This is a genomic window from Konateibacter massiliensis (assembly GCF_900184995.1).
In the GTDB taxonomy this organism is placed as follows: domain Bacteria; phylum Bacillota; class Clostridia; order Lachnospirales; family Lachnospiraceae; genus Lachnotalea; species Lachnotalea massiliensis.
The window spans coordinates 1,465,852-1,489,690 of sequence record NZ_LT860099.1 but is presented as its reverse complement, the minus strand read 5'-3'; the positions used below and the strand labels follow the sequence as shown (position 1 = coordinate 1,489,690).

At 40.9% G+C, this 23,839-nt stretch carries 21 protein-coding genes; 20 read left to right on the top strand and 1 reads right to left on the bottom strand.

The window, feature by feature from the left end; genetic code table 11:
* Window positions 1-2: 2 nt before the first annotated feature.
* The 20 genes from CTY48_RS12685 (at window position 3) to CTY48_RS12590 (ending at window position 23,426) form a co-directional block, all read left to right on the top strand.
* The gene (locus CTY48_RS12685; protein WP_099468851.1) at window positions 3-1,592 is read left to right on the top strand and encodes a FapA family protein; all 1,590 of its coding nucleotides are present in this window, start codon (window positions 3-5) and stop codon (window positions 1,590-1,592) included.
* Between the two features lie 99 nt (window positions 1,593-1,691).
* On the top strand, window positions 1,692-2,006 hold the full coding sequence (locus CTY48_RS12680) for a hypothetical protein (protein ID WP_099468850.1): 315 nt from the start codon (window positions 1,692-1,694) through the stop codon (window positions 2,004-2,006).
* A 9-nt stretch (window positions 2,007-2,015) separates the two neighbouring features.
* Entirely contained in the window at window positions 2,016-2,894 is an 879-nt protein-coding gene (locus tag CTY48_RS12675; RefSeq protein ID WP_099468849.1) for a DUF6115 domain-containing protein, read from the top strand.
* Entirely contained in the window at window positions 2,894-3,478 is a 585-nt protein-coding gene (locus CTY48_RS12670) for a hypothetical protein (protein ID WP_099468848.1), read from the top strand. Before CTY48_RS12675 ends, CTY48_RS12670 begins: the two co-directional genes overlap by 1 nt.
* 140 nt (window positions 3,479-3,618) lie before the next feature.
* The gene (gene rpsB, locus CTY48_RS12665; RefSeq protein WP_099470153.1) at window positions 3,619-4,359 is read left to right on the top strand and encodes a 30S ribosomal protein S2; all 741 of its coding nucleotides are present in this window, start codon (window positions 3,619-3,621) and stop codon (window positions 4,357-4,359) included.
* Window positions 4,360-4,487: 128 nt separating this feature from the next.
* Window positions 4,488-5,411, top strand: a complete 924-nt coding sequence (gene tsf, locus CTY48_RS12660; protein ID WP_099468847.1) for a translation elongation factor Ts — start codon at window positions 4,488-4,490, stop codon at window positions 5,409-5,411.
* A 240-nt stretch (window positions 5,412-5,651) separates the two neighbouring features.
* Window positions 5,652-6,611 carry a polysaccharide deacetylase family protein gene (locus CTY48_RS12655; protein WP_099468846.1) on the top strand — a complete coding sequence of 320 codons (960 nt, stop codon included), beginning with the start codon at window positions 5,652-5,654 and terminating at the stop codon, window positions 6,609-6,611.
* Between the two features lie 16 nt (window positions 6,612-6,627).
* Window positions 6,628-7,413, top strand: a complete 786-nt coding sequence (locus tag CTY48_RS12650; protein WP_099468845.1) for a bactofilin family protein — start codon at window positions 6,628-6,630, stop codon at window positions 7,411-7,413.
* Window positions 7,414-7,426: 13 nt separating this feature from the next.
* The gene (gene pyrH / locus CTY48_RS12645; protein ID WP_099468844.1) at window positions 7,427-8,122 is read left to right on the top strand and encodes a UMP kinase; all 696 of its coding nucleotides are present in this window, start codon (window positions 7,427-7,429) and stop codon (window positions 8,120-8,122) included.
* 12 nt (window positions 8,123-8,134) lie between these two features.
* On the top strand, window positions 8,135-8,689 hold the full coding sequence (frr, locus tag CTY48_RS12640) for a ribosome recycling factor (RefSeq protein ID WP_099468843.1): 555 nt from the start codon (window positions 8,135-8,137) through the stop codon (window positions 8,687-8,689).
* Window positions 8,690-8,784: 95 nt separating this feature from the next.
* Window positions 8,785-9,492, top strand: a complete 708-nt coding sequence (locus CTY48_RS12635) for an isoprenyl transferase (protein WP_099468842.1) — start codon at window positions 8,785-8,787, stop codon at window positions 9,490-9,492.
* A 3-nt stretch (window positions 9,493-9,495) separates the two neighbouring features.
* On the top strand, window positions 9,496-10,296 hold the full coding sequence (locus CTY48_RS12630; RefSeq protein WP_099468841.1) for a phosphatidate cytidylyltransferase: 801 nt from the start codon (window positions 9,496-9,498) through the stop codon (window positions 10,294-10,296).
* Between the two features lie 21 nt (window positions 10,297-10,317).
* Window positions 10,318-11,460: a 1-deoxy-D-xylulose-5-phosphate reductoisomerase gene (gene dxr, locus CTY48_RS12625; RefSeq protein ID WP_099468840.1), complete on the top strand. Its 1,143-nt coding sequence runs from the start codon at window positions 10,318-10,320 to the stop codon at window positions 11,458-11,460.
* Between the two features lies 1 nt (window position 11,461).
* Window positions 11,462-12,490: an RIP metalloprotease RseP gene (gene rseP, locus CTY48_RS12620; protein WP_099468839.1), complete on the top strand. Its 1,029-nt coding sequence runs from the start codon at window positions 11,462-11,464 to the stop codon at window positions 12,488-12,490.
* Between the two features lie 192 nt (window positions 12,491-12,682).
* On the top strand, window positions 12,683-13,741 hold the full coding sequence (ispG, locus tag CTY48_RS12615; protein WP_099468838.1) for a flavodoxin-dependent (E)-4-hydroxy-3-methylbut-2-enyl-diphosphate synthase: 1,059 nt from the start codon (window positions 12,683-12,685) through the stop codon (window positions 13,739-13,741).
* On the top strand, window positions 13,742-18,208 hold the full coding sequence (locus CTY48_RS12610) for a PolC-type DNA polymerase III (RefSeq protein ID WP_099468837.1): 4,467 nt from the start codon (window positions 13,742-13,744) through the stop codon (window positions 18,206-18,208).
* A 774-nt stretch (window positions 18,209-18,982) separates the two neighbouring features.
* Window positions 18,983-19,960 carry a DNA polymerase III subunit delta gene (gene holA / locus CTY48_RS12605; RefSeq protein ID WP_099468836.1) on the top strand — a complete coding sequence of 326 codons (978 nt, stop codon included), beginning with the start codon at window positions 18,983-18,985 and terminating at the stop codon, window positions 19,958-19,960.
* 108 nt (window positions 19,961-20,068) lie between these two features.
* Window positions 20,069-21,181: an RNA polymerase sigma factor RpoD gene (rpoD, locus tag CTY48_RS12600; RefSeq protein WP_099468835.1), complete on the top strand. Its 1,113-nt coding sequence runs from the start codon at window positions 20,069-20,071 to the stop codon at window positions 21,179-21,181.
* Window positions 21,182-21,451: 270 nt separating this feature from the next.
* The gene (locus CTY48_RS12595; RefSeq protein ID WP_099468834.1) at window positions 21,452-22,042 is read left to right on the top strand and encodes a zinc dependent phospholipase C family protein; all 591 of its coding nucleotides are present in this window, start codon (window positions 21,452-21,454) and stop codon (window positions 22,040-22,042) included.
* 196 nt (window positions 22,043-22,238) lie between these two features.
* Window positions 22,239-23,426 (top strand): CapA family protein, encoded by a 1,188-nt coding sequence (locus CTY48_RS12590; RefSeq protein ID WP_099468833.1) that lies wholly within the window; start codon window positions 22,239-22,241, stop codon window positions 23,424-23,426.
* 34 nt (window positions 23,427-23,460) lie between these two features.
* On the opposite strand, the gene CTY48_RS12585 is transcribed toward CTY48_RS12590, so the two are convergent.
* Complete coding sequence (locus CTY48_RS12585; protein WP_099468832.1) at window positions 23,461-23,775, bottom strand: DUF1540 domain-containing protein; 315 nt, start codon at window positions 23,773-23,775, stop codon at window positions 23,461-23,463.
* Window positions 23,776-23,839: the final 64 nt, after the last annotated feature.

The following is a 23,839-nucleotide window of genomic DNA, read 5'->3' as shown; positions in this document are numbered from 1 at the left end:
GCATGAATGGTTATTTTCAATTAATAGGTAAAACAGAGGGTACCTATTTAAAACTGATTCCGCCGACAGACGGCGGCAAAGCAATTAGTATTAATGATATCAATGAGTATTTAAACATGGTGAGAGTTTACGAATATGATATTAAAGAAGTAAACACCGCAATCCAGGATTTAAAGGAAGAAACGACAATAAAGTTAAATGACGATGCACTTCTTCCTACTTCAGAACAAATAGCAATCAGCATCAGCCAAGATAAAATGCAGGCGATTATTCGCTTTTATTCCCCTTCCGATAAGGGAAAAAATGTGGAGTATGACGAAATTGTCAGCACACTTACATTGAAGGGCGTTAAAGTAGGTGTTGAACGGGAAGTAATTGAGAAAATATTAGCGGTAAAACAATATTGCTGCAATTATGTGGTAGCAAAGGGGATACCGGTAACATTGGGACAGGATGCTGTCATAACGTATCATTTCAACACGAACCTGACGGTTAAACCTAAGATGAATCAAGATGGAACGGTTGATTTTCACCGTCTTGACAATATCGGACATATCCATAAGGGACAGGCACTTGCGACACTGACACCAGAGGATCCGGGAAAGCCGGGTCTAAATGTGCTTGGCGAAATAATCAGGCAGCCTAATTATAATAAATTAAAATTGAGATTCGGTAAAAATATAGAGCTTTCCGAAGACAAATGTACCATCACGTCAACGGTGGACGGACATGCTTCACTGGTAGAGGGGAAGGTGTTTGTTTCGAATGTCTATGAAGTGGCAAACGTAGATACCTCCACGGGAAATATTTCTTTTGAGGGAGATGTCATTGTAAAAGGAAATGTATTGAGCGGCTTTGAAATTGTTGCAAAGGGAAATATCCAAGTACATGGCGTTGTGGAAGGCGCTGTGTTGATAGCTGGCGGAAATATTGTTGTGGAGCGTGGTATTCAGGGAAGGCACCATGGCATTTTAAAAGCAGGCGGCAACGTTATTACAAAGTTTATTGAAAGCGCTCATGTGGAGGCAGAGGGCTTTGTTCAGACAGAATCCATTTTGCACAGCAAGGTATCTGCAAAAGGAGAGATTGTCGTTCAAGGCAAGAAAGGCTTTATTGCCGGCGGCAGCGTAATTTCTCTTGTGGGAGTTACAGCTCGCACAATAGGCTCTCCAATGGGGGCTGATACAAAAGTTGAGGTTGGTATTGATCCGGCACTCAAGGAAAGACAGCAGACTTTGCTTAAGGAAATAGATGAAACCAGGAAAAAAATAAATGTGATAGAGCCGATTATCACAAATTATATGAAAAAGGTCAGTCAGGGGCAAAGGCTGACGAAAGAGCAGACTGCCTATATTAAGCAGATATCAGACGAATACAAAGAGCTGCGAAAACAGTTGGATAACAGCCAGGCAGAGATAGATGATATGAACGCTACCTTTGAGATGGCAAGCAATGCGAGAATAAAAGTATTGGAGAGAGTATATGCCGATGTGAAGCTGACAATTTCCGACTGTGCCCTGTATGTCAGAGATGAGAGAGATCATTGTCAATTTGTAAGAGAGCAGGGAGAGGTAAAAATGCTAATGTTATAATCGCCGTTTGTGCGAGGGGATAGATTGGCTGCACCGACTGCGTTTGGTGTGAGAATGTGCTTTAGCACATTCTTTTCCCGGGGAAAGGAGAGTTTAAATATGTCAATAAGACCGTTTGAAATCAATGGAGCAATATCAAGAGCACAAGATATAGGGGCAATCAAACAAAATGAAGACAATAAACACATGGTAAATCAGAATAATTTTCATGACCATGCAAAGAAAGAGATTGACCATCATCAAAAGGCGGTTCGAACTGCTGATGACAGTGATAACTACCAGAAGAAATATGATGCAAAGGAAAAGGGAAACGGTTCTTATTTTTCCAATCCCAATCAGAAAAAAGGCAGTAAAAAGGAGCAGGAAAGCGGTAAAAAGAACGAGAAAAGCCGCGGATTTGATGTTAGTATTTAGGAGGCAAAAATGACAGTATTTGAGATATTTTTAGTAATAATAGGACTGATTCTGTTTGGCGGCAGTTTTATGGTATCGGAGAAAATAACGGCCACCAGAGAACAGTTGAAGGCGGCTATCGATGAAAAGGAATTAAAGTCACTGCTGCAGACACAGATAGATAATATGAACGATGATATCGTTGAAATGGTAAATGAAGCAGCGGAGGATTCGACCGTCAGTGTCAAACGCTCCATGGAAAAGTTATCGAATGAAAAGATAATGGCAATTAATGAGTATTCCGATACCGTGATGGAATCAATTCATAAAAATCATAATGAGGTTATGTTTTTATATGGAATGCTAAACGATAAGAACAAAGAGATAAAAGATACGGCTGAGCTTATCACAAAGGCGAATAAGAGCATAAATAAAAAGCTGGCTGAGGCACAGATGCTAACGGAAAAAATGGAGTCTCAAATCAGCTTTCTGAATGAATACAGAAATAGCCAGGAAGGCTCTCTGGAGCGCATGGAGGAAAGCACGAAGGCAATTGAACTGCTGGAGAAGCAGATTAAAAATATTGAGCAGATGGCACTGCAGTTTTCAAAGGATATGGAGGAAACGACAGAGGGCTATTATTATGGGACAGATTCTGAAAAAGAAGAGTTGCCGGAAAAAGATTTTGTCGAGGAAGAGGATGAGGCAGCGGAGAGTGATGTGGAAGATTTGCTCGAGGGCTTCATCTACAGAGAAGAAGAGGAAACAAAAATGGATGTTTCCAATTATAATTATAAAATATTAGACATGAGCCAGGAAGGACAAAGCGCTTTAGAAATTGCAAAGACATTGGGACTTGGTGTTGGCGAAGTGCAATTGGTCATTGACCTGTTTAAAGGGGGAAGATGATGAAATTCAAATACTATTTAAGAGGACTTGGTATTGGAATTGTTGTAACCGCATTGCTTGCCGGAATTGCAAATGGTTCAGGCAAAAAAGAAATGACAACAGAACAGATTATCATACGGGCGCAGGAGCTTGGAATGGTGAGTGAAGATGACTATAATTCCGTGAAAAAGGAACTGTCAAATGCAAAAAGCAGCATAACTGATCTGGAGAGCCAGTTACAAGAGGCGGGAGAAATAGATGACAGCCAGGCGGCCGATGAAAACACACCGGAGGAAGAGCAGACTCAAAATGAGGAGCCGAACGAGCCGGTTACCACCACAACGGAGAGTGACGGAGTGACGACGGAGGAGACCTACACAGAAGGCTCAGAAAATGAGACGACACTCAAATTCAGCGTGATACAAGGTATGAGTGCAGAGGCGGTGTCAAAACTTCTGCAGGAAAAAGGAATTATTCCCGATGCAGGCGATTTTAATAATTATATTGTAGAAACCGGCAATGTAAATAACATACAGGTCGGTGAATATGAAGTGAAGTCGGGAGAGAGTTACGATACGATACTTGGAAAATTAACAGGAAGATAGAAAAAGGTCTTGCCTATGGCAAGTCTTTATGCTATAATACATGATGGTAAAAAAACACGTATGCCGATTTTTAAGCCGGTGCCGAAAGGTAGCTTGAAGATATGAAGTATGCGGAAGAAAACAACCACGGAGGTAATAAAATGAGTGTTATTTCAATGAAACAGTTACTTGAAGCAGGTGTTCATTTCGGACATCAGACAAGAAGATGGAACCCTAAGATGGCAGAGTACATCTACACAGAGAGAAACGGAATCTACATTATCGACTTACAGAAGTCTGTTGGTAAAGTAGACGAAGCTTACAAGGCAATTGCAGACGTAGTTGCAGACGGCGGAACGATTCTTTTTGTTGGAACAAAGAAGCAGGCACAGGATGCTATCAAATCTGAGGCAGAGCGTTGCGGAATGTACTTTGTAAATGAGAGATGGTTAGGCGGAATGCTTACTAACTTCAAGACAGTTCAGAAGAGAATTGAGAGATTAAAAGAGATTATAACAATGCAGGAAGATGGAACTTTTGATGTTCTTCCTAAAAAAGAAGTAATTGAATTAAAGAAAGAATTAGAGAAGCTTGAAAAGAATCTTGGCGGAATTAAAAATATGAAGAGAATTCCGGATGCAATTTTCGTAGTAGATCCGAAAAAGGAAAGAATTTGTATTCAGGAAGCTCATACTTTAGGTATTCCATTGATTGGTATTGCAGATACAAACTGCGATCCAGAGGAATTAGATTATGTTATTCCGGGAAATGATGATGCGATCAGAGCAGTAAAACTTATCGTTTCCAAAATGGCAGATGCTGTTATCGAGGCAAACCAGGGAAGCCAGGTTACAGAGGAAGTTGTTGCAGAGGCAGAGGAAGAAGCAGCAGTTGAAGCTTAAGTTATCAATCTAGCCGGGAAATAGTCTTTGGCAATTGAGATTAAGTATAGAATGCTTCAACCTGTATAATCAGGTTGGAGCATTTTTAAGATAGGAACACCAATAAATTAATCGGAGGTATGAATAGAATGGCTATTACAGCAGCAATGGTAAAAGATTTAAGAGAAGCAACAGGTGCTGGTATGATGGATTGCAAAAAAGCACTGAATGAGACAAACGGCGATATGGAAGCAGCTGTTGAATATTTAAGAAAAAATGGACAGGCAAAGGCTGAGAAGAAAGCAGGAAGAGTTGCGGCAGAAGGTCTTGTAAGTGCGATTATCAAAGAAGACAAAGAGGCAGCTATCGTTGAAGTAAACAGTGAGACAGACTTTGTTGCAAAAAATATAGAGTTCCAGACTTTTGTAGTGGATGTTTCTAATCAGGCGTTAAATACAACGGCAGCAGATATCGATGCTTTCTTAGCGGAAGCATGGTTGGCAGATACTTCAAAAACAGTAAAAGAAGTATTGAATGAGAAGATTGCAGTAATCGGTGAGAACTTAAACATCAGAAGATTTGAGAAGATTTCTGCTGAAAAGGGCTGTGTTGCTTCTTATATCCACGGCGGCGGAAGAATCGGCGTTTTGGTTGAGGCTGAAACAGATGTTGTAAATGACGAAGTTAAGGCTGCATTAGGAAACGTAGCAATGCAGATTGCAGCTCTTGCGCCAAAATATGTTTCCAGAGACGAAGTTTCTGCTGAATATATGGAGCATGAGAAAGAAATTTTAAAAGCACAGGCTAAGAATGAGAATCCGGACAAGAACGATGATATCATTGAAAAAATGATTATCGGCCGTTTGAACAAAGAATTAAAAGAAGTGTGCTTATTAGATCAGGCTTATGTAAAAGACGGAGACCTAACAGTTTCTAAGTATATTGCTCAGGTAGCGAAGGAAGCAGGCGCTAACTTAAGCGTAAAGCGCTTTGTACGTTTTGAGACCGGTGAAGGAATTGAAAAGAAGGAAGAAAACTTTGCAGAAGAAGTAGCAAAGCAGATGGGTCAGTAATAAATGGAAAAGGACGACTTTGCGAAAGTTTTTTTGCAAAGCCGTTTTTCCATATAAAAATACAGAAACATTTATAAATCGAAGCGCTCGGCAAGACAGCACCAGTATAACATTTAAGAAAAGGAATTAAATTTTAGAAAAAAATTGTCGATTTAATAAAAATTTAATACCCTTTTTGTAAAAATGTAATACAATAATAAATAAGCAATAAAATGGTGAAAGAATGTCTGGGGGAATACCATGAGTGACGTTATAATGTCGATTGAGGAAAAAAGCCGCCGAAGAAAGGCGAGAGTAAAACGACTGAAAAATTTGATTATAGGAAGTGCAATTGTCTTACTTTTGTTTCCTACTGTTTTAAGTCTATTTTTAATGGTTAAAATAACTTCTTTGGAAAAACAGGTAAATGAGCTGAACCAGCTTTTTCAGGCGAAAGTGGAGTCAGGTGAGACAAGCGAGCCGACAAATTTAGCAGACGGTGTCTATGCGACGGAGCTTCCCAAGGAAGCGCAGACAGCAGAAAATACAAACGAGAATGTTGAAAGTGCAGTAAGAGAACCGGAAAAGACAACTGCCTATCTGACGTTTGATGACGGACCGAGTGAGAATACCGCGCAAATACTTGATATATTAAAAGAATATGATATAAAGGCTACTTTTTTTGTCGTGGGGAATGACACGGAAGAGGCAAAAGAGCTTTACAAAAGAATTGTGGAGGAAGGACATACACTTGGTATGCATTCCTATTCCCACCGCTATAGTGACATCTATAATTCGGTGGAATCCTTTGCAAATGATGAGAAGAAATTGAGTGATATGTTATATGAGACAACGGGTGTGCGCCCTACGCTGTATCGCTTTCCGGGAGGAAGCGGTAACTTAGTCAGCAATATTGATATGACAGAATTTATTCGATATCTGAACAGTGAAAACATTACATATTTTGACTGGAATATTGCAAGTGGGGACGCAACGAGTCAGAACGTGGATGTTGATACATTAGTGGACAATGTACTTAATAATGTGGAGAGCTATGAAACTTCTGTCATCCTGATGCATGATGATACGGAGAAAACCACATCAGTTGAAGCCTTAAGCAGAATTATTGAAGGTCTTCAGGGGTTAGGTATTGAAATGAAACCGCTGGATGAAAATGTTCCGCACATCCAGCAGATTGAGGCGGAACCAATAAACAATTAGAATGGAGGACTACAGGATGAGTTTTTTTAAAGAGTTTAAGGAAGATTTATCAGAGGCTGTAAGTGATTTATTACCGGAGGAAGAATTATTAGATACAGAAGAGGCAGATACAAATGAGGGATTATTGGATGATTCTGATGACAGTATAGATTTAGATGATTTTGATAACTTGTTAAAAGCAGTTGGCAGCAGTGATGAAGAAGAGGAAAAATTCGCAGAGGATGCAGCGCTGGAAGAAGAACTGGAAAAGGCGATAGAAGCAGAGGAAGAGGAAGCAGCTGAAGACATAGTGGCGGAAACTGTGAATTTAGAGCCTGCAGAAGAGACAAAGAGCGAAGAAAAGTCAGTATCAGATGAGGCGGCAGTTATCACAAAAGGAACAACCATCAACGGTGATATTGAGTCAGACGGCTCACTGGAAATTGTTGGTACAGTAGTCGGAAATGTTGCTTGTAGCGGTAAGCTTATTGTGACAGGAACAGTAACCGGAAATTCCAAAGCAAGTGAATTTTTTGCAGATGAAGCTAAGATTAACGGTGAAGTAGTGAGTGAAGGTACCGCTAAAGTAGGAGTAGGCTCCATTATTATCGGTAACATAACTGCGACATCAGCGGTAATTGCAGGTGCTGTCAAAGGTGATATTGATGTTAAGGGACCGGTAGTTATTGATTCTACAGCAATTGTTATGGGAGATATCCATTCTAAATCTGTTCAGATTAACAATGGTGCAGTAATTGAAGGTTTTGTTTCACAGACATATGCAGATGTTAATGCAAAGGACTTTTTTGAGCAGAATAAATAATTAGAGGTGCGATATGAAAAGAGTTTTATTGAAACTGAGTGGAGAAGCGCTGGCAGGTGAGAAAAAAACCGGATTTGACGAGGCAACGGTTGTGATGGTTGCAAAACAGGTGAAATCACTTGTGGATTCAGGAATTCAGGTGGGGATTGTAATCGGCGGCGGAAATTTCTGGCGAGGAAGAACGAGCGAGAATATTGACAGAACCAAGGCGGATCAGATTGGTATGCTTGCCACAGTGATGAACTGTATTTATGTATCGGAGATATTCCGTACAGAAGGAATGAAAACACAGATTTTAACTCCTTTTGAGTGTAGTACATTCAGTAAACTGTTTTCCAAGGACAGAGCCATGAAGTATTTTGAAAAGGATATGGTAGTATTTTTTGCCGGCGGAACAGGACATCCTTATTTTTCCACGGACACCAGTACTGTTTTACGTGCAGTTGAGATTGAGGCAGACTGTATCTTGCTTGCAAAAGCAGTGGACGGTGTATATGACAGTGACCCTAAGATAAATCCCAATGCGGTAAAATACGATGAAATTTCCATTGAGGAAGTAATAGAGAAGAGTTTGGCTGTGGTTGATATGACAGCTTCTATTATGTGTAAGGAAAATAAAATTCCAATGCTTGTATTTGCTCTTGGTGAGGAAAACAGCATTGTGAATACAGTAAAGGGAAAATTTAGCGGAACGAGAGTAACCGTATAAGGAGGAATTAAGATGGATGAGAGATTAAATCAATATAACGATAAGATGGAAAAGACGATGGATAATCTGGCGGGAGATTTCGCTTCAATCAGAGCCGGACGTGCTAATCCGCATATATTAGATAGATTAAAAGTAGATTACTATGGAACACCTACACCAATTCAGCAGGTGGCGAATGTAAATGTTCCGGAGGCGAGAATGATTCAGATTCAGCCTTGGGAAGGAAGCATGTTAAAGGAAATTGAAAAGGCAATTTTAACGTCTGATTTGGGACTTAATCCTACGAATGATGGAAAGACAATTCGCCTGGTATTCCCTGAACTTACCGAGGACAGAAGAAAAGAATTGGTAAAGGATGTAAAGAAAAAGGGCGAGGCTGCGAAAGTTGCCATTCGTAATGTTCGAAGAGACGCCAATGATGCATTTAAAAAGTTAAGTAAATCAAATGATATTTCAGAAGATGAAATTAAACAGTTAGAGGATGAAACACAAAAATTAACAGACAAGTATATCGCAGAGGTTGATAAATCCGTCGAAGCAAAATCAAAAGAAATACTGACTGTATAAACAATTTAATGGAGGGTCTCTTGTCGGTTGCACTGACCAGATTAAGGCCCCTCCTTTTTTCTTTAGCAATAGGATAAGATGGAAAGGGGTTCTTTATGAATATTCCACAACATATTGCCATTATTTTGGATGGCAACGGCAGATGGGCTGCCAAGAAAGGGATGCCGAGAAATTACGGACATACGCAGGGGGCAAAGACGGTAGAAAAGATTTGTGAGGATGCCTATAAAATGGGTGTCAAATATTTGACAGTCTATGCGTTTTCTACGGAGAACTGGAATCGTCCAAAGGGTGAGGTGGATGCGTTGATGACACTTCTTCGAAATTACATGAAGACGTGTACAAAAACCGCAGCCAAAAATAATATGAAGGTCAGAGTAATTGGTGATAAAACGAGACTGGATGACGATTTGCAAAAGAGTATAGCAAACTTAGAGGAATCTTCGAAAAACAACGACGGATTGAGTTTTCAGGTAGCAATTAACTATGGTTCCCGAAACGAGATGCTCCGTGCGGTTAAGAAAATAATACAAGATAAAGATGAAAATAAGCTGACGATAGATGAGATAGATGAAGAAGTTTTTGCACAATATTTAGATACAAAAGATATACCGGAACCTGATTTACTGATAAGAACAAGCGGAGAGCTTCGGCTGTCGAATTTTTTACTGTGGCAGCTTGCATATGCGGAATTTTATATTACAGACGTGCTGTGGCCTGATTTTACAAAAGAAGAATTGGTCAAGGCAATTGAGCAATATAATAGTAGAGACAGACGTTACGGAGGCGTGAAGGGAGAATAACTTATGTTTAAGACCAGATTGTTAAGCGGCATTATTTTAATTATCATTGCGCTGCTTACGATAATCAGCGGAGGAGATATTTTATTTGGAACAACTTTGATCATATCCTTAATCGGTTTATCGGAATTATATAAAATTGTAAAGCTTGACAAAAAAATATTAGGTATAACCGGCTATGCCGCAACAATCGGCTATTATATCATGCTCCGATTGGAATTAAAAGAGTATTTGATGTACTTTGTTATGGCATTTTTGATTTTGCTTATGATGGAATATGTACTGTTATTCCCCAAATTCAAATCGGAAGATATTATGGTAACATTTTTTGGTTTATTCTATGTGTCAATTATGTTATCCTATATATATCAGACGAGACAGTTGGAGACGGGAGCCTTTATCGTATGGCTTATCTTTATCTGTTCATGGGGCTGTGACACCTGCGCTTATTGTGTGGGAATGCTGATTGGCAAGCACAAGATGGCACCGAAGCTAAGCCCGAAGAAATCTGTGGAGGGCGGTATCGGAGGCGTTGCGGGTGCGGCTCTTATCGGAGCGATTTATGCATTTGTGATCGGCAGATTTTTGCCGAATAAAGATAATATTATTTTGTGGTATGCGATAATCGGTGCAGCGGGCGGAGTAATTTCCCAAATAGGAGATTTGGCGGCAAGTGCCATTAAGAGAAACCATGACATCAAAGATTACGGAACATTGATACCGGGACATGGCGGCATTTTGGACCGCTTTGACAGCGTTATCTTTACCGCTCCGGTCATTTATCTTTTAGCAGTTGTGATGCTGTAGTCTGATAAATTGGAGGAAGACATGAAGAAACTGGCAATTTTAGGAAGTACGGGATCGATTGGAACACAGACCTTAGAGGTGGTTAGAGAAAACTTAGATTTAAGTGTAACCGCACTTGCGGCAGGCTCCAATATCCGGCTTTTGGAGGAGCAGATTAGGGAATTTAAACCGAAATATGCTGCTGTTTGGGAAGAGGAAAAGGCAAGAGAGCTTGCCTTGGCAATAAAGGATACCGATACAAAAGTAGTGAGCGGTATGGACGGACTCATTGAAATTTCTGAATTGGAGGAAGTAAATATCGTTGTCACGGCGGTCGTCGGCATGATTGGAATTCGCCCGACCGTTGCAGCAATAAAGGCAGGAAAAGATATTGCACTTGCCAACAAAGAAACACTTGTCACGGCAGGACATATCATTATGCCTCTGGCAAAGGAATACGGTGTAAAAATATTACCTGTGGATAGTGAACACAGTGCGATTTTTCAATCCTTAAACGGAGAGAATCCAAAAGAGATCAGTAAAATTCTTTTGACAGCTTCGGGCGGTCCGTTCCGCGGCAGGAAGCTGAAAGATTTAGAGAAGGTAACGCTTGAGGATGCCTTAAAACATCCGAATTGGGCGATGGGAAAAAAGATTACCATTGATTCCTCAACCTTGGTCAACAAAGGTTTAGAAGTAATCGAAGCAAAATGGCTTTTTGATGTGAAAATGGAGCAGATACAGGTTGTAGTACAGCCACAGAGCATCATACACTCTATGGTAGAGTATGTGGACGGCAGTATTATAGCACAGCTTGGATTGCCGGATATGAAGCTTCCGATACAATATGCACTTTTTTATCCAGAGAGAAGAACAATGCCAGGTGAGAGACTGGATTTTGCCAAATTGGGCAGCATTACATTTGAAAATCCGGATATAGAAACCTTTAAGGGTCTTTGTTTGGCGTATGAAGCCGGCAGTATAGGGGAATCTATGCCGACTGTTTTCAATGCGGCAAATGAAAAGGCGATCAGCCTCTTCTTGGGGAAAAGAATAAAATATTTAGACATTGCAGACATAATTGAAACGTGCATGAGGGAACATAAAATAGTGAAAAATCCTACTGTAGACCAAATTATTGAAATTGAAAAATCAATATATGAGTTAATTGAAAGCAGGTGTTAGTTTGAAAATAGTGTTAGCGTTATTGATATTTAGCTTAATTATTGTAATACATGAGCTGGGGCACTTTCTTCTGGCGAAGAAAAACGGTATTTGTGTAACAGAATTTTCGGTCGGTATGGGGCCGAGACTCGTGAGCTTTGTGAGAGGCGAGACAAGGTATTCTCTAAAGATATTGCCTTTTGGCGGTTCGTGTATGATGCTTGGAGAGGATGAATCAAGTGATGATGACCGCGCCTTTGGCAAAAAACCGGTTTGGGCAAGAATTGCCGTTATTGCGGCAGGTCCTATCTTTAATTTTATTTTAGCATTCATTCTGTCACTCTTTATCGTGGGCAGCATCGGATATGATGCTCCGATTGTACGGGTTATGGACGGATATCCGGCTCAGGAAGCAGGCATACAGACAGGAGATACAATTGTTGCGATAAACAATGAAAAAATTAATCTGTACAGAGAAATTTCAGTCTATGTACAGCTTAATCAAGGAAAGACAGCAGACATAACGTATGAGAGAGACGGTGTGAAAAGTACAGTCACATTGGTTCCGAAGCTAAATGAAGAAAATGGGAGCTATTTATATGGCTTTCAGGGAGCAGGAGAGAGAACCAAGGGAAATGCTCTCACGATTATTAAATATAGTGCCTACGAGGTAAAATACTGGATTAATCTTACGATTAAGAGTCTTGGTATGATATTTGAGGGAAAGGTCACCAAAGACGATGTGGCAGGTCCTGTGGGAATGGTAAACATGATTGGTGACACCTACGAGACGAGCAAAACAGACGGGGCCTTTTATGTGTGGCTCAATATGCTTAATATATCCATCTGGCTAAGTGCCAATCTAGGAGTTATGAACTTGCTCCCACTTCCGGCACTGGACGGAGGACGACTGGTATTCTTATTTATTGAAGCAATCCGGGGAAAAGCGATTAATCAGGAAAAAGAGGGCATGGTACATTTTGTCGGGCTTATGCTTTTGATGGCGCTTATGATATTTGTCATGTTCAATGATATACAACGGTTGTTTTAGATGTTTATAATAAAAAGTTCGCTGTGAGCGGGCTTTTTATTGTACCATAGGAAAGTTCTCCGAACTTTCCTATGGTACAATAACTATTTTTGCGCACCTCGCGGAGTGGAAGTTGTTGCTTCGCAACCCGCTCGGGCGCGAAGTGTGAGCCAAGCTCACACTTTCTTATAAGGAATTTTGCAGGAGGCAACAATGTTTAGAGAAAATACAAAGGTAATTCAGATAGGAAATAAGGTGATTGGCGGTGGGAATCCGGTATTAGTCCAATCTATGACCAACACAAGAACCGATGATGTGGAAGCGACGGTAAAGCAGATTCAGGCACTCACCAATGCAGGCTGTGATATTATCCGCTGCGCGGTTCCGGACAAAAAGGCGGCAGCTGCAATCAAAGAAATAAAAAAGCAGATTATCATTCCGCTTGTTGCGGACATCCATTTTGACTATCGTCTTGCCATCGAGGCGATGGAAAACGGGGCAGACAAAATCCGTATTAATCCGGGAAACATCGGCGGTATTGAAAAGGTGAAGGCTGTGGTAGAGACGGCAAAGGAGAGAAACATCCCAATCCGTGTCGGTGTAAACAGCGGTTCTCTTGAGAAGGACTTGCTGGAGAAATATAAGGGCGTTACCGCAGAGGGAATTGTGGAAAGCGCTTTAAATAAGGTGAAAATGATTGAAGATTTGGGCTATGACAATTTGGTTATCAGTATCAAATCCTCTGATGTACTTATGTGCATCAAGGCACATGAACTCATTGCAAGAGAGACGAACTATCCGCTTCATGTCGGCATTACGGAATCAGGCACGGTTTTGTCCGGAAATATCAAATCCTCTGTGGGGCTTGGCATTATTTTGCATCAGGGCATCGGGGATACTATCCGTGTATCGTTGACAGGAGATCCGATTGAGGAGATAAAATCTGCAAAACTTATTTTAAAGACGCTGGGACTTCGAAAAGGCGGAATTGAAGTTGTTTCCTGCCCGACTTGCGGTCGAACCAAGATAGACCTCATAAAGCTTGCCACTGACGTTGAAAACATGGTTGCAGACATTCCTTTGGACATTAAAGTAGCGGTCATGGGCTGTGCTGTAAACGGACCGGGAGAGGCAAGAGAGGCACATATCGGAGTCGCCGGAGGAGTTGGAGAAGGACTTCTCATTAAGCATGGAGAAATTGTCAAAAAAGTACCGGAGGATCAATTACTTAGCACATTAAGAGAAGAATTACTTAATTGGAGTGAATCATAAATGGGTAAACTGTTTTTTGAAGCATTTACAAATTTAGAGCTGGATAACGGTCTGAAAAGCCTGATGGAGGAAGTGGAAATATCAAAGATTTCCTCCAACAGCAAAAAAGATTTTATCCGCATCTACTTAAACAGTAAGAGATTGATTGAAAAAAAGGATATATTCGGCATCGAGAGGCAAATAAAAAGTCAGTTGTTTCCAAATGTGGAGATGACAATTAAAATACTGGAAACCTTTCAGCTCTCGGAGCAGTATACCCCTTCTAAGCTCATGAATGCCTATCGTGGCAGCATATTAAACGAGTTGAAGGAATATAGTATGCTGGAATATAATCTGTTTAATATGGCGAAATACGAGTTTATCGACGAAAAAATCCTGAAACTAAAGCTGGAGGATTCCGTGGTTGCCAGAAGTAAGACGGATGAGCTTGTGCGGGTCTTAGATAAAATTTTCAATGAGCGCTGTGGTTTTAAAATACAGATTGACGTTGAATATGAGGAGCCAAAGGCGAGCAAGGCAAGAGCGATGAGTGAGAGAAAAATCGAGCAGGAAATTGCCTATATTGTAAGCCAGTCTTCTATAAAACGTGACGATGAGGATGGCGGCTATGAGCCGGAAATTCCTCAGGACGATAGCAATCCGACAGAGAAAAGAGAAGTGAAAAAGCCGGAACAGCCGGCACAAAAGCCAAAGGAATGGAAAGGCGCCGGAGAGAAGAGGGGCTTCCAAAAGGGTGGCTATGGGCAGTATAAGAAGAGTGAGAATCCGGATGTCATCTACGGAAGAGATTTCGAAGAGGGCGAGGTTACCATCGAGAGTATTGTAGGAGAAATCGGAGAGGTTGTCATCAGGGGACAGGTATTGTCTGTGGATACAAGGGAAATCCGAAATGAGAAGACAATCGTTATGTTTAATATAACGGATTTCACCGATACAATGACAGTAAAAATCTTTATTAAAAATGAGCAAAAAGACGAGCTTTTAGGTGAATTAAAAGCCGGTGTATTCTTAAAGATAAAGGGTATCACAACGGTAGATCGCTTTGATAGTGAACTGACGATTGCCTCTATTGTCGGAATGAAGAAAATACCGGATTTTACAACCTCCAGAATGGATACGAATCCGGAAAAGAGGGTGGAACTTCACTGCCATACAAAGATGAGTGATATGGACGGCGTTTCCGAGGTAAAAGACATCATTAAGCGTGCGAAAAAGTGGGGGCATAAGGCTGTGGCAATCACGGACCACGGGGTTGTACAGGCATTTACCGATGCGCATCATGTTGTGGACAAAAATGACGATTTTAAGGTGATTTACGGCGTTGAGGCATATCTGGTAGACGATTTAAAAGAAATCGTCCAAAATGAGAAAGGACAGACCTTAAACGATACCTTTGTGGTGTTTGACATTGAGACGACAGGCTTTAGCCCTGTGAAAAACCGTATCATAGAAATCGGTGCCGTGAAGGTGGTAAACGGAGAGATTGCTGAAAAATTTAGCAGCTTTGTAAATCCACAGGTACCGATCCCATTTGAAATTGAGAAGCTGACGGGTATCACGGATGGTATGGTTATCAATGAGCCTCTTATCGAAACAGTGCTGCCGGAATTTATGGAGTTTTGCGAGGGTGCGGTTATGGTGGCACACAATGCCGGCTTTGACATGAGTTTTATCAAAGTAAATTGCACAAGACTTGGACTGGAATGTGATTACACGGTGGCAGATACAGTGGCGATGGCAAGATTTTTACTGCCAAGCTTAAATCGTTACAAGCTGGATACCGTTGCGAAGGCACTCGGAATATCTCTGGAAAATCATCACAGGGCGGTTGACGATGCGGGCTGTACTGCAGAAATTTTTATGAAGTTTATTGAAATGCTGAGAGAGAGGGATATACAGGACTTGGCAGGCATCAACCACTCAGGCGGAATGTCCGTTGAGACGATAAAGAAGCTGCCGACCTATCATGCAATTATTCTTGCAAAGAATGATGTGGGAAGAATGAACCTCTATAAGCTTATCTCGTATTCTCATATCAATTATTACAGCAGAAGACCGAGAATACCAAAGAGCGAGTTTTTAAGGCACAGAGAAGGGCTTATCATCGGCTCTGCCTGCGAGGCAGGAGAGCTTTATCAAGCGGTGCTTCGAAGTGAGCCGGAGGAGGAAATCGCAAGGCTTGCCCGTTTTTATGATTATCTGGAAATCCAGCCGCTGGGCAACAACCAGTTTATGCTAAGAGAGGACAGGTTTTCTCAGATTAATTCGGAGGAAGATTTAAAAAATATAAACCGTAAAATTGTGGAGCTTGGAGAGCAGTTTAAAAAGCCTGTAGTGGCGACCTGCGATGTTCACTTCCTAGATCCGGAGGATGAGGTATACAGACGTATTATTATGGCAGGAAAGGGCTTTAAGGATGCGGATGATCAGGCGCCTCTCTATTTTAGAACGACGGAGGAGATGCTGAAGGAGTTCGATTATCTGGGAAGCAAGAAGGCGGAAGAGGTTGTCATCACAAATACAAACAAAATAGCGGATATGGTAGAGAAAATATCGCCGGTACGACCGGATAAGTGTGCTCCGGTCATTGAAAATTCGGACCAGACACTTCGAGATATCTGCTATGACAAGGCACATGAGATATATGGAGAGGTACTTCCGGAGGTTGTTACAGAACGACTTGAAAGAGAACTTAACTCTATTATTTCCAATGGTTTTGCCGTTATGTATATTATTGCGCAGAAGTTGGTGTGGAAGTCAAATGATGATGGATATCTGGTAGGCTCGCGAGGATCGGTAGGCTCCTCCTTTGTAGCGACGATGTCTGGAATCACGGAGGTAAATCCGCTGCGCCCGCACTATTACTGTGCGAAATGCCATTACAGTGATTTTGACTCCGATGAGGTGAGGAAGTATTCAGGCGGTGCAGGCTGTGATATGCCGGACAAGGCATGCCCGGAATGCGGTGAGCCGCTTAAAAAAGAAGGCTTTGATATCCCGTTTGAAACGTTTCTTGGATTTAAGGGAAATAAAGAGCCGGATATCGACTTAAACTTCTCGGGTGATTATCAAAGCAATGCCCATCGCTATACAGAGGTTATTTTCGGAAAGGGTCAGACCTTCCGTGCCGGAACGATTGGTACATTAGCCGATAAAACGGCGTTTGGTTATGTAAAAAACTACTATGAGGAGCGCGGCATCAGAAAGAGAACCTGCGAGATTGTAAGAATTGTAGGCGGCTGTGTAGGTGTCAGAAGAACAACCGGACAGCATCCGGGAGGAATTATCGTTTTACCTCATGGGGAGGAAATCTATTCCTTCACCCCGGTGCAGCGTCCTGCAAACGATATGAGCACCGATACGATAACGACACACTTTGATTACCACTCCATTGACCACAACCTGTTAAAGCTTGATATTCTGGGACACGACGATCCGACGATGATTCGTATGCTTGAGGATATTACGGGAGTTGATGCACTTTCCATTCCTCTTGACAACAAAGAGGTTATGTCGCTGTTTAGCAGCACAAAGGCGCTCAATATATCGCCGGAGGATATCGGCGGCTGCCCTTTGGGGGCTCTCGGAATTCCGGAGTTTGGTACGGACTTCGTTATCCAGATGTTAATTGATACAAAGCCAAAATCTTTTTCTGATCTGGTTCGTATTTCAGGACTATCTCATGGTACGGACGTTTGGCTTGGAAACGCACAGACCTTAATCCAGGATGGGAAGGCGACAATTTCAACCGCTATTTGTACGCGAGATGATATCATGACCTACCTGATTAATCAGGGAGTGGAGAGTGAGCTTTCTTTTACCATAATGGAGAGTGTGCGTAAGGGAAAGGGGCTAAAGCCGGAATGGGAAGAGGCGATGCTCGAAAACAATGTTCCCGATTGGTACATATGGTCTTGTAAAAAGATAAAATATATGTTTCCGAAAGCACATGCTGCGGCATATGTTATGATGGCATGGAGAATTGCCTATTTTAAAGTATTTTATCCGCTTGCTTATTATGCAGCATATTTTAGTATCCGTGCGTCAGGCTTCACCTATGAACTGATGTGTCAGGGTAAGGATAAGCTGGAATACTATTTAAATGATTACAAAAAGAGAGCGGACACGCTCACCAAAAAAGAGCAGGATACCTTAAAGGATATGCGAATTGTGCAGGAAATGTACGCAAGAGGTTTTGAGTTTGAGCCGATTGACATTTACAGTGCGAAAGCACACCGCTTTGAGCTGGTGAGCGGGAAATTGATGCCGTCCTTAAGCACAATAGAAGGACTGGGCGATAAGGCGGCAGATGCGGTAGTGGAAGCTGCAAAGGACGGTAAGTTCCTGTCAAAGGACGACTTCCGTCAGAGAACAAAGGTGAGTAAAACTGTAATTGACCTAATGGCGGATTTGGGATTGTTGGAAGATTTGCCGGAATCGAATCAGTTGTCATTATTTGATTTGTAGAAGAAGTGAGAAGTGGATGTTAAAAGCACCGAGGGTGCAATTCTGCTAAGAAAGTGCGAGTAGAAGTTGTTGCTTCGCAGCCTGATCGGGCGCGAAGTGTGAGCAATACTCACACTTTCTTATCAGAGACCATGCAACGCACATTTTGTCATTGACAAAAATAAAGCCGATTTTTACAATCAGGCTTTATCCTTGTTAAATATAAATGTAGATATTAGTTTATTTAATGTCTCTGTTAACTGGTTAGAAGTTTTTCGCCACATTTCACATTCATATTCCAGATTCCTTAGTTCGGATTGCAATTTCGCGATCTGTTCGCTCTCATTCATATAATTCCCCTCCAGTATTATGCTGAATTACTTGAAACTTACTAAAATTATAAAATAAAAAGAGGAAAAAGTAAACAAAAAATTAAAAAATATAATAAAAGAATCAACAAAAGTGTAAATAAAATTTATTATATAGCAAAAGTCAGATATTACCGTCGGTATTGAAAAAAGACAAAACAATAACCGCTGGTGGGTATCCAGCGGCTCGCTATTGTTTTGTTACTATAATAAAAGGGAGAATTTTGCCAACTAGGTTGGCGGTTGAATATGAAAAAGTTTTATTACTATGTTTTAGATTATAAAAAATGAATATGGAGAAAATATGAACGAACTATGAATACATAGTAAAAGTTGTGAAACGATTTTGTTACGAGGATTTCTGTTCGGGTAGTTGACAAAGAGTCAAATTCTGCATTAAAATGTAGAAGAGTGGCGGAGGTATTAGATGAAAACTTTAAATGAAGATTTGAAAAATAATAATTTTAAGAATATGTATTTGCTTTATGGTGAAGAATCATATTTAAAGCGATTGTACAAGAATAAGCTGAAATCAACATTAGTTGCTTCAGATGATACCATGAACTACAGTTATTATGAAGGCAAGGGAATTAATCCTAATGAATTAATAGATTTAGCAGAGACCATGCCCTTTTTTGCGGAAAAAAGAGTAATTATGATTGAGAACAGTGGATTCTTTAAAGAAAAATGTGACGAGCTGGCGGACTATCTAGAAAGTCCATCAGAGACAACATGCTTTGTATTTGTTGAAAACGAGGTGGATAAGCGAGGAAGACTTTTTAAAAGGGTAAAAGACAAAGGAAGAGCAGTGGAGTTAAATTATCAGGAGGAAAGCAGCCTGACAAAATGGATATTGGGGTTACTTGGAAAAGAAGAAAAGAAAATCACACAGAGTGCAATGCAGCTCTTTTTATCAAAGACAGGCACGGATATGGACAACATTTATAAGGAGCTTGAGAAGCTGATTTGCTATGTGGGAGAGAGAGAAAGCATAACGGAGACAGATGTTGAAACCATATGCACAACGAGAATTACAAATAATATATTTGATATGGTGAGTGCGGTGGCGGACAAAAAGCAAAAGCAGGCGCTTAATCTTTACTATGATTTGCTGGCGCTGAAGGAGCCTCCGATGAGAATTCTTTTTCTGGTTACAAGACAATTTAATTTGCTGTTGCAAATTAAAGATCTAAAACGTTTGGGCTTTTCATCAGGTGACATTGCAAAAAAGGTTGGACTGCCCGGTTTTGTTGTAAACAAATATGTGGCACAGTCAGCAAGGTTTACGGTGGATTGGCTGAAGTCGGCACTGAACGCCTGTGCAGACTCCGAGGAATCAGTAAAAACAGGCAGAATGAATGATGTAATGAGCTTAGAACTTTTGATTGTTGCTTTTAGCGGTTGATTTTAGAAATTTTTTAATAATTTCAGTATTCAACGGCTGGAAAGTATGCTATAATGTTGTCGTTTGTCAAAATAAGTCGAAATTATATGGAATAAAAGGGTGAAATAAATGGATGAAGCAGTAGCAAAATTTACAAAGGTTATGGAAAATTTATTAAAGACAGCAAAAGCAAACAATAATATGCTGGAGCTGGAGGAAATTAACGATGCATTTGAAGGAATAGAGCTGACACCTGAGAAGCTTGATTGGGTGTTGGAATATTTTGAAAAGCAGAATGTAGACGTATTGACGGCAAAGGTTTCGGAGGAAGAGGAGGAAGATCCGTTCATCCTTTCTGAAGAAGATGACGAAGAAGTCGAGATTATAGATGAAACGGATGTATTAGAAGGGGTAAGTACTGAAGACCCGGTCAGAATGTACCTGAAAGAAATCGGAAATATTTCTCTGCTCTCCGTGGAGGATGAAATCAGTCTTGCCAAAAGGATGAGCGAGGGTGATGATGAGGCGAAGAAAAAGCTTATCGAGTCAAACTTAAGACTTGTAGTCAGCATCGCTAAAAAGTATGTGGGAAGAGGTCTTTCTTTTCTGGATTTGATTCAGGAGGGAAATATCGGCTTGATGAAGGCGGTAGACAAGTTCGACTACCAGAAGGGCTATAAATTCAGTACGTATGCAACATGGTGGATTAGACAGGCAATCACAAGAGGAATCGCAGACTTTGCCAAAACAATTCGTGTTCCGGTGCATATGGTTGAGACAATCAATAAAACACTTCGTACCTCAAGAGTCTTAATGCAGGAATTAGGACGTGAACCAACCAGTGATGAAATTGCACAGAGAATGGATATTCCGGTAGCAAAGGTGGAAGAGGTTCTTAAAATTTCAAGAGACCCGGTATCCCTAGAGACACCAATCGGTGAGGAGGAAGACAGCCATCTTGGAGATTTTATCGAAGACGACAATGCATTGTCTCCGGCAGATTCGGCAGCCTTTACGATGCTGAAGCAGGAGCTTTCCGAGGCGCTTTCCACACTGAATGACAGAGAGAGAGAAGTGATTAAGCTTCGCTTTGGTCTGGAGGACGGAACGCCAAGAACATTGGAGGAAGTAGGAAAAGAGTTCAATGTTACAAGAGAAAGAATTAGGCAGATTGAAGCCAAGGCACTTCGTAAGCTGCGTCATCCAAATAGAAGCCGCAAGTTAAAAGAGTTTTTAGAATAGTCTAAAAAGAATGTGCAAAGCACATTCTCGGCGCCCGAGCGGGTTGCCTAGCAACGGCTTCCATTCCGTGAAGTGCGCATTTTAGCACGAAGTGTTTTTCTATATACTGGAAAATTCAGAGGAATTTCCCAGTATATAAAAAGACACGTAAAATTCATAAAATATTAACATAAAAGTGCTTGCTATTTCCTAGAAGAAAGAATAGAATGGGATTGTTGAGTAATACTAGTACTTAGGACACGTTTTTTTCGATTGTATAAGGAGAATAAAGTGAGAAAAAAATCCCATATTTCTTTAGCTGGTTATATTGTAAACAGCGTTGACATCCAAGATTTAGCAAAACACAAGAAGGCTTTCTATTTAGGAAACATACTTCCGGATTGTAAGCCAACCTTTTTAACGACAAAGCATGAGTATAATACTACATTTGAGAAGCTGAAAGAGGACATGCAAAAGCTGACGATAGCAAATGACAATAACATAAATAACAAAAGAGCATTTTGGAGAAATTTAGGACAGATTATTCATTATATTGCAGATTATTTTACGTTTCCCCACAATGATACTTATGAAGGCTCTTTGAAGGACCACTGTATTTATGAGAAGCATTTGAAGTACCGTTTAAGAGAGTATATCAAAAGCGGTGAGGCAGAGAGAAATAGTGTGACATTCGTTCGGGTGGAATCACTGGAAGCACTTTTTCAGTTTATTGCGAAGGCACATGAAGAATATTTGAAATTTAAGCGCTCCGTTCAGGAGGATTGCCAATACATTGTCAACATGGCACTTCAGGTAGTAGCATCAATTGTATACTTGTTGGAAAAGCAGATGAACATAAAAGCATATCATTTTGCGGCATAAGAAATACGGAGAATGTGCTTTGCACATTCTTTGTTCTATAAACATAAGAACGCTGTCTCTATCATATAAATGAATGGGGGTAGCGTTTTTGGATTCTAAAGGGGTATTCATTTTAATGTAAGAAAAAAGCCTCATTTACAGAATAGGAATATCAAAGTATAATAAAAGTAGTAAACAGAAAGGAAACAGTTTCATTATGAAAAAGGTGTTGATACATGCGCTGGAAATAAGTATTGGAATATTGTTTATTGTGCTTATTATCGGCTGTATAAAATATCGCAGCAATATATTGGATTACATAAAAAATCAGAAGATTCCGGCTGTTTCTACGGAGGTAACCCAAGAGAACAACACGGCGGAGGAGAAGCCTGCCAAAGAAAATGAAGTTGTGCCGCCTGTGCAGCAGGAGCAAGAAAGCACAGAGCCGCCAGAGATTGTGGAAGAAGAACCGGAACAGACGGCAAAGCTGGTTTTTACGGGAGATATTCTGCTCACCGGATATTTGTTGTCCCAATATGATAACCGCGGGATCACCGGAATGGTTTCCTCAGAGATAGCAGAGGAAATGACCGGTGCGGATTTAACGGTGGTGAATGAGGAATTTCCTTTCAGCAGCAGGGGAACTGCGATGGAGGACAAGCAATTTACGTTTCGTATAGACCCAGCAAGGGTTAATGTGTTTCAGGACTTGGGAATAGACCTTGTTACACTGGCAAATAATCATGTACTTGACTATGGGCGGGAAGCCTTAATTGATACATTTGAGACGCTTGATAATGCAGGGATTCAATATGTCGGTGCCGGAAACAATAAGGATGAGGCAAAGGCACTGAAGGAATTCGAGTTAAACGGAAAAAAGGTCGGAATTCTGGCAGCAAGCCGGGTTATTCCTGTATCTGACTGGACAGCAGGAACATCAGCGGGAGTTTTTACGACGTATGATCCCACGGATTTAATTGAGGAAATTAAAAAGGCAGATGCCGCTTGTGACACAGTAATTGTCTATGTGCACTGGGGTGTTGAAAAGAGTGAGTATCCGGAGGATTATCAGAGGGAACTTGCCAAGCAGTATATTGATGCAGGAGCAGATGTTATCATTGGTGCCCACCCTCATGTACTTCAGGGAATTGAATATTATGAAGGAAAGCCTATTGTATATAGTTTGGGGAATTTTATATTTGGAAACCAGATTCCCAAAACAGTGTTATTAAAGCTGGAGATAGGAGCAGACAATAATGTAGCATTGCAGGTGGAAGCCTGTGCGACAGACGCGAGCTATGTATTAAACAAAGCCTCCAATTCACAGGAGATTTATCAGTATTTGACGGATATATCAGAAAATGCGGTGATTGACAGTGAGGGAGTTATTTCACAAAAGGAATAAAAAAGAATGTGCAAAAGCACATTCTTTTTTGATTTTAGCGTGGTTTAAAGGTTGCACACTGGGTCTGCTCTGCTGCGTTGGCGCCGTGGCCGTTAATGCCGATTTGATCTGCTACGCATAGGTTACTTTCATTATAGACACAGTGAATTGCCTCACATGTGACACTTGTTGGCCGGGTTGCCTCGCCGGTCTGGTTGCTGAAGGAGTCTGTGCTCCTAAGCATGAAGCTGTCACAGCAGGTGCAATCGGAGGAACAGGCCTCTTCGCCGCCTACCACAATGTTATTTCTGCTGCATAGTTTGCTGTCATTATAATGACAATCGGTAACATTACAATCTAATAGTGTCATAATAATACCTCCTTATTTAGGATAAAATAAATGCTATACGGAGATATTATGCACCGTTTTCACG

Coding starts and splice junctions, on each gene's coding strand:
- CTY48_RS12680 (WP_099468850.1), top strand. CDS start 1,692: ATGTCAATAAGACCGTTTGAAATCAATGGAGCAATATCAAGAGCACAA.
- CTY48_RS12685 (WP_099468851.1), top strand. CDS start 3: ATGAATGGTTATTTTCAATTAATAGGTAAAACAGAGGGTACCTATTTA.
- CTY48_RS12650 (WP_099468845.1), top strand. CDS start 6,628: ATGAGTTTTTTTAAAGAGTTTAAGGAAGATTTATCAGAGGCTGTAAGT.
- pyrH (WP_099468844.1), top strand. CDS start 7,427: ATGAAAAGAGTTTTATTGAAACTGAGTGGAGAAGCGCTGGCAGGTGAG.
- tsf (WP_099468847.1), top strand. CDS start 4,488: ATGGCTATTACAGCAGCAATGGTAAAAGATTTAAGAGAAGCAACAGGT.
- holA (WP_099468836.1), top strand. CDS start 18,983: ATGAAAACTTTAAATGAAGATTTGAAAAATAATAATTTTAAGAATATG.
- CTY48_RS12630 (WP_099468841.1), top strand. CDS start 9,496: ATGTTTAAGACCAGATTGTTAAGCGGCATTATTTTAATTATCATTGCG.
- CTY48_RS12590 (WP_099468833.1), top strand. CDS start 22,239: ATGAAAAAGGTGTTGATACATGCGCTGGAAATAAGTATTGGAATATTG.
- dxr (WP_099468840.1), top strand. CDS start 10,318: ATGAAGAAACTGGCAATTTTAGGAAGTACGGGATCGATTGGAACACAG.
- CTY48_RS12585 (WP_099468832.1), bottom strand. CDS start 23,775: ATGACACTATTAGATTGTAATGTTACCGATTGTCATTATAATGACAGC.
- rpoD (WP_099468835.1), top strand. CDS start 20,069: ATGGATGAAGCAGTAGCAAAATTTACAAAGGTTATGGAAAATTTATTA.
- CTY48_RS12610 (WP_099468837.1), top strand. CDS start 13,742: ATGGGTAAACTGTTTTTTGAAGCATTTACAAATTTAGAGCTGGATAAC.
- CTY48_RS12655 (WP_099468846.1), top strand. CDS start 5,652: ATGAGTGACGTTATAATGTCGATTGAGGAAAAAAGCCGCCGAAGAAAG.
- CTY48_RS12670 (WP_099468848.1), top strand. CDS start 2,894: ATGAAATTCAAATACTATTTAAGAGGACTTGGTATTGGAATTGTTGTA.
- frr (WP_099468843.1), top strand. CDS start 8,135: ATGGATGAGAGATTAAATCAATATAACGATAAGATGGAAAAGACGATG.
- rpsB (WP_099470153.1), top strand. CDS start 3,619: ATGAGTGTTATTTCAATGAAACAGTTACTTGAAGCAGGTGTTCATTTC.
- CTY48_RS12635 (WP_099468842.1), top strand. CDS start 8,785: ATGAATATTCCACAACATATTGCCATTATTTTGGATGGCAACGGCAGA.
- CTY48_RS12675 (WP_099468849.1), top strand. CDS start 2,016: ATGACAGTATTTGAGATATTTTTAGTAATAATAGGACTGATTCTGTTT.
- ispG (WP_099468838.1), top strand. CDS start 12,683: ATGTTTAGAGAAAATACAAAGGTAATTCAGATAGGAAATAAGGTGATT.